Annotated in this window: 5 protein-coding genes; 1 reads left to right on the top strand and 4 read right to left on the bottom strand. The window is 50.1% G+C overall.

The genetic code is table 11. The annotated features are described in order from the left end of the window. Window positions 1–590 precede the first annotated feature (590 nt). Window positions 591–884: a hypothetical protein gene (locus AC0QH1_RS17940; protein WP_324632619.1), complete on the bottom strand. Its 294-nt coding sequence runs from the start codon at window positions 882–884 to the stop codon at window positions 591–593. Between the two features lie 338 nt (window positions 885–1,222). On the opposite strand from AC0QH1_RS17940, the gene AC0QH1_RS17935 reads away from it, so the two are divergent. Beyond that, complete coding sequence (locus tag AC0QH1_RS17935) at window positions 1,223–1,681, top strand: T3SS (YopN, CesT) and YbjN peptide-binding chaperone 1 (RefSeq protein WP_324632618.1); 459 nt, start codon at window positions 1,223–1,225, stop codon at window positions 1,679–1,681. A 14-nt stretch (window positions 1,682–1,695) separates the two neighbouring features. On the opposite strand, the gene AC0QH1_RS17930 is transcribed toward AC0QH1_RS17935, so the two are convergent. The 3 genes from AC0QH1_RS17930 to AC0QH1_RS17920 all read right to left on the bottom strand — a co-directional run bounded on the left by AC0QH1_RS17930 (window position 1,696) and on the right by AC0QH1_RS17920 (window position 4,273). Next, on the bottom strand, window positions 1,696–2,814 hold the full coding sequence (locus AC0QH1_RS17930; protein WP_324632617.1) for a YheT family hydrolase: 1,119 nt from the start codon (window positions 2,812–2,814) through the stop codon (window positions 1,696–1,698). A 516-nt stretch (window positions 2,815–3,330) separates the two neighbouring features. Beyond that, the gene (locus tag AC0QH1_RS17925; protein WP_324632620.1) at window positions 3,331–3,999 is read right to left on the bottom strand and encodes a hypothetical protein; all 669 of its coding nucleotides are present in this window, start codon (window positions 3,997–3,999) and stop codon (window positions 3,331–3,333) included. A 76-nt stretch (window positions 4,000–4,075) separates the two neighbouring features. Continuing rightward, window positions 4,076–4,273, bottom strand: coding sequence for an NAD(P)H dehydrogenase subunit NdhS (locus AC0QH1_RS17920; RefSeq protein ID WP_324632616.1), 198 nt, complete (start codon window positions 4,271–4,273; stop codon window positions 4,076–4,078). Window positions 4,274–4,345: the final 72 nt, after the last annotated feature.

Genomic DNA, 4,345 nt, shown 5'->3' with positions numbered 1-4,345 from the left:
TATCCTTAGTCCAATTCCAGGGATGGGAAAAAAACATAGGGATTAGCGCAATGGTTATTTATCCCTAGTCCAATTCCAGGGATGGAAAAAAACATAGGGATTAGCGCAATGGTTATTTATCCTGTAGCACCCCATCGGTGAAAAAACTATCGCGAGCGCGCCATATTTATAATATTTTCATATGAATAAGGTAGAGAATTTTTCACCTCGGAGGTGCAAGCGCGGTAATGCTATTCGGCTACGGATCGCATCAATCTGAGAAAGGCTATAATACCGTTTTTCAAAACTGATATTAGAGATGTTTCTGATTTCCCCGCTTGTAGAGAGGCGATAAGCGCGCGTCTGCTTCGGGGACTAGGGATACCACTTTATCCCGAGCGAAAAATGTTCAGGACAACCGCACCTAATCCACCGATAGGGTGGGCAACCAGTTGCCCACCCTACTCTGGATTAACGGGGGAGGCGGAGTTTCGGGTGGGGTTCCCCCCAGGGGGGAAGGAGTCAAAATAATATTTTTCCTGCTAATTCTTCTCGGAATTAAGTTTGGTTAAATCTTGAGAAAATCTATAATTTTTGCATGGAGAAAGTGCCTACAATGCCCAAGCAACGCTCCAGGTGGATTCCGACTCTCGTGCAGGCTTTTGTTTGAAGGCGGGTAAAGATTTCCCGGCGGTTTGCGGGTGGATTTCTAATCCCTCTAATCGACATCCCCGGTAGGTAACGCCTTCAGCGGGATGCCATTCGTAGATGGCGGGGCTTCCTTCTACGTATTCCACCTCGCTAATCACTTGATAGCGGACATTTTGGCAGTTGGAAACCAACATGACTGGAATTTCTTCCCCGGCAGGGGCAATGAGTTTGTGGGTGGGGGTAAAGGATTTCATCGTTTCAACCTTGGGAAAAATGTTTCTTTCGGTGAGATGCAGAGCCGATTTTTGGGTTTTGACTTGTTCTATTATTCCTTGATTGTAAGTAGACGGGTGCGATCGCAAACCTAGAGAAATTGTGAAACCTTTCACCGCCCGGTTGTGATTTACATCATACTGCCCACGGTGGCAATATTGTGGGTTGTTAATTGTCGATTGTTGATTTGATAGCCGCGTTTGAGGGGGGTAGGGCTGTTCAAACGTTGCGAAATACTACGAAATTGCGTCACGGTACCGGGCGAGATGCTACAAAACTCTTATTATCTGCCCTAGTGCAACGATAAGGAGTCTGAAAAATGCAATTTGAAACCGCAGCACAAGAAGCCTGCTATAACAAAGTGGCGTTGTGGATGCAGGAACTGTTTGGCAAGTTTCCCTGTGCGCGCCAAGATATCCCGGGTTTGGGTCTGTTCATGGGTTCGGCCCTGGTAGAAGTGCTGATTTTACCCTGGGGGGAAGAGGATGCGGTCATTAATAACCGCGCTTATGTGGTGACTGGAACCGAAATCAGTGAGGATCTGATGCGCTTTCTGCTGGAGCAAAATTCGCAAATGATTTTTGGGGCGTTTGGGGTGGACCTGAAAGGGGATATCCTGTTCGAGCATACGATTGTCGGATCCACCTGCGACAAGAGAGAGCTGGAATCTTCGGTTCATGCTGTGCTCGAAGTCGCAGACGAATACGATGACAAAATCGTGGAACGGTGGGGTGGATTCCGGGCACTCGATCGCATCTGTGGCCCGGTGGAAAGTTAAGGGTTGCCGATCGCTTATCGGTCAGTAACGCCGGACAATTTGCCGATCGCTGCAGTGGCGGGCGATCGCGCGGGTATGGCGGCGGCGCGGCGATCGCACCAGTCTAATATCCGATTCCACGCCCACCACCGATCCGGATCCCCGGTTTGCTGTTGGGTGGCTGTGCTGCTGAAATACCCCACATGCCCGCCATACTCGGTTAACCATAATTCCACCGCTGGATTGTCCGCACAAGCGGCTTCTAAGTCGGAAATGACGCCAGGGTGAAACATCGGATCGTCCGCCGCATATAAAATCAGGGTGGATTTGTCTAACTGTGATAAAAAAGGCAGGGGACTACTGGCATCGTAGTAGGCTTCTACGGTAGGAAAACCTAAGCGATCGATGACCAATTCTTTGTCAAAGCCCCAAATACTGTTCGCTCTGGCGATCGCCCCTGGGTCGATCGCCTCCGGGTGAATTTCATGCACTCGCCAAGCTAATTTTTTCAATTCCTTGGCGATCGCTTTCTCCAAATACTTCCCAAATGGCTGTTTCACTAAATAAGACAGCGATCGGTTAGAATCCAAATTCGGACAAATCACCGCCCCGCCTGCGAGTTCTGATTCCTCTAACTCTAAGTCTGACCCCCACCGGTTGACGGTCCCGGCGGCTTTCACTCCCCACAGGGCCAGTTGTCCCCCCAGGGAATATCCGGTAAACCAAAACGGTGCGGGACATCCCATTGTTTTGGCTTTCGCCGCAATCCGCACGAAATCTTCCCCTTCGTATAACCCATCGGAAGTTAACGTGGGAGACAATTCCCCGGTTTTGCCATGTGCGCGCCAGTCAAACAGCACTACTGCATACCCCCGGGCAAAGGCTTTGCGTCCCATGATTCGCAAAAACCATTGTTGCGTCAGTTCCCCGGTAATTCCGTAAGTCGCTACAATGGTGCCGCGCGGATTCTCCGGAATGGCCACCCAGCCATAAATCGGCACGCCTCCCGCACCGGTAAAGATGGTTTCCTGGTAAGGCGGTTCGGGATGGGGAACGGTTTTTTCCCAGTTGCGGTTGGCAACTAGGGCGATGTAAAGGGTCATGGCGAGACCATTGTTCAACCCGATGGGGGGTCGGTACGTTGGATGAGACATGGATGATTGCATGAAGGGATTAAGCGTTACAAGACTGAAAAAGCGGGCGACTCGGTGAAACCGCCTCAATTGTTAAAAATTGTAACGGTTATTGAGTCTTTTTTTATTCCGCACCCCAGTCACCCAACCTCGGGGAGGTGACGCCCTCCAACCCATTGGTGGGAGTCTCGCAACATCAATTTGAGGCGTCACGCCCCTTTCCCGGTGGGAGAAGCACAAAATCCAGCATTTGTCAAGCTTTGGCTAGGGGTAACAGATAAATAATCTGAGATTATTGCCGAAATAGATAGGGGGGTATTTTTTGCGGCTTATTCTCCCAATTTTTGACAATATTGCTTGTAGCAGATGGTAGGGTGGGCAGAGCCACTTTTAGAGGTGCGGATGCTTTTGAGTTCTCGTGCCTGCCCATCCTACAAAATGCTCTAATTGGATGTGCAATTTATTGGGAATAACTTTAGATTTAAAGTAAAAAATTAAGTCAGTTGGTTGGCGTTTACAGGGCAGATTGTCAGTGAATTAAGGGTGAATTTGGCTTAAAATCATTCGCAGGCGATCGTAGTCATCTTTGAGGAGGATACTGAGGGCGCGTCCAGCTTGGACGAGCCAATCGCGATCGGCCATTCGTAACTGATAAACCTGACGAATTGCCGCACCGGTGAGGGCATCTACGGCTGCGCCGGGGACTTGGAGGAGGGTGCGGAGGAAGTCAAGCTGTTGGGTAAAGTGAATGATTTCTTCGGACTGACAGCGATAGACAGCTTGGTGAATTTGCGGAGGGCGAGGGGGGATATATTGATGGACGATGCCATTGGTTTGGCGATCGCCATTCATATTGTCTTGTGGGGGACAAAACCCGACGATCGCGGAGCGAAATTCAGTTTTGAGCATAGCAAAAATCTGAGGTTGTTGCTCGCGCAATCCCTGCATCGACAGGCCCAGCGCTCTAGCGCGGTGAACCGTATCAATTGGTGCCGTGGTGGCATGATAAACCACAGCATAAATCTGATTGCCCGACTCTTCATCCACCGACTTAACCCAACTGCCAAACGGGGGCATAACCGGGAAGCGCAAGTGTTGGGAATCGAGACATTGGGCTAAAAATTCAGTAGTTGCGGTTTCGATCACTTCCGCCAGGTGGTCGGGGTGACGGTCTTCGTGAGGGAATTGGGGAAGAGGGAGACGCATAATTCCAGAACGATTGACAATAGACATTGGCGATCGCGCGCCGTGGGGGATACAAGGCACGCGATCGCCCAATCAACTATTTTCCTTTTTGGCGACCTGCTTTAGCATCAACAGGTTCGAGTTCGGAGAGTCGGAACGTCACTAACTTGTCCCAATTGCCGCCTTCAAACAGGACAGCCGCTTTGCCATCGCTGAGACGTTGAACTTGACCTTGAAAGCCGTAATAAATATCAGAGATATTTGTAACGCGAACAGCAGAACCGGGAAGAATCATCGAAAATTAGGGGTTGGTAAGGGGGGCGAATGGAAACCCCTGTCATTTATGTATGGGGAGGAATTCGCCCCC

It is taken from the genome of Phormidium sp. CCY1219 (assembly GCF_055795085.1).
Note: the sequence above shows the minus strand (reverse complement) of the source record. Positions and strands in the feature narration are given on the sequence as shown.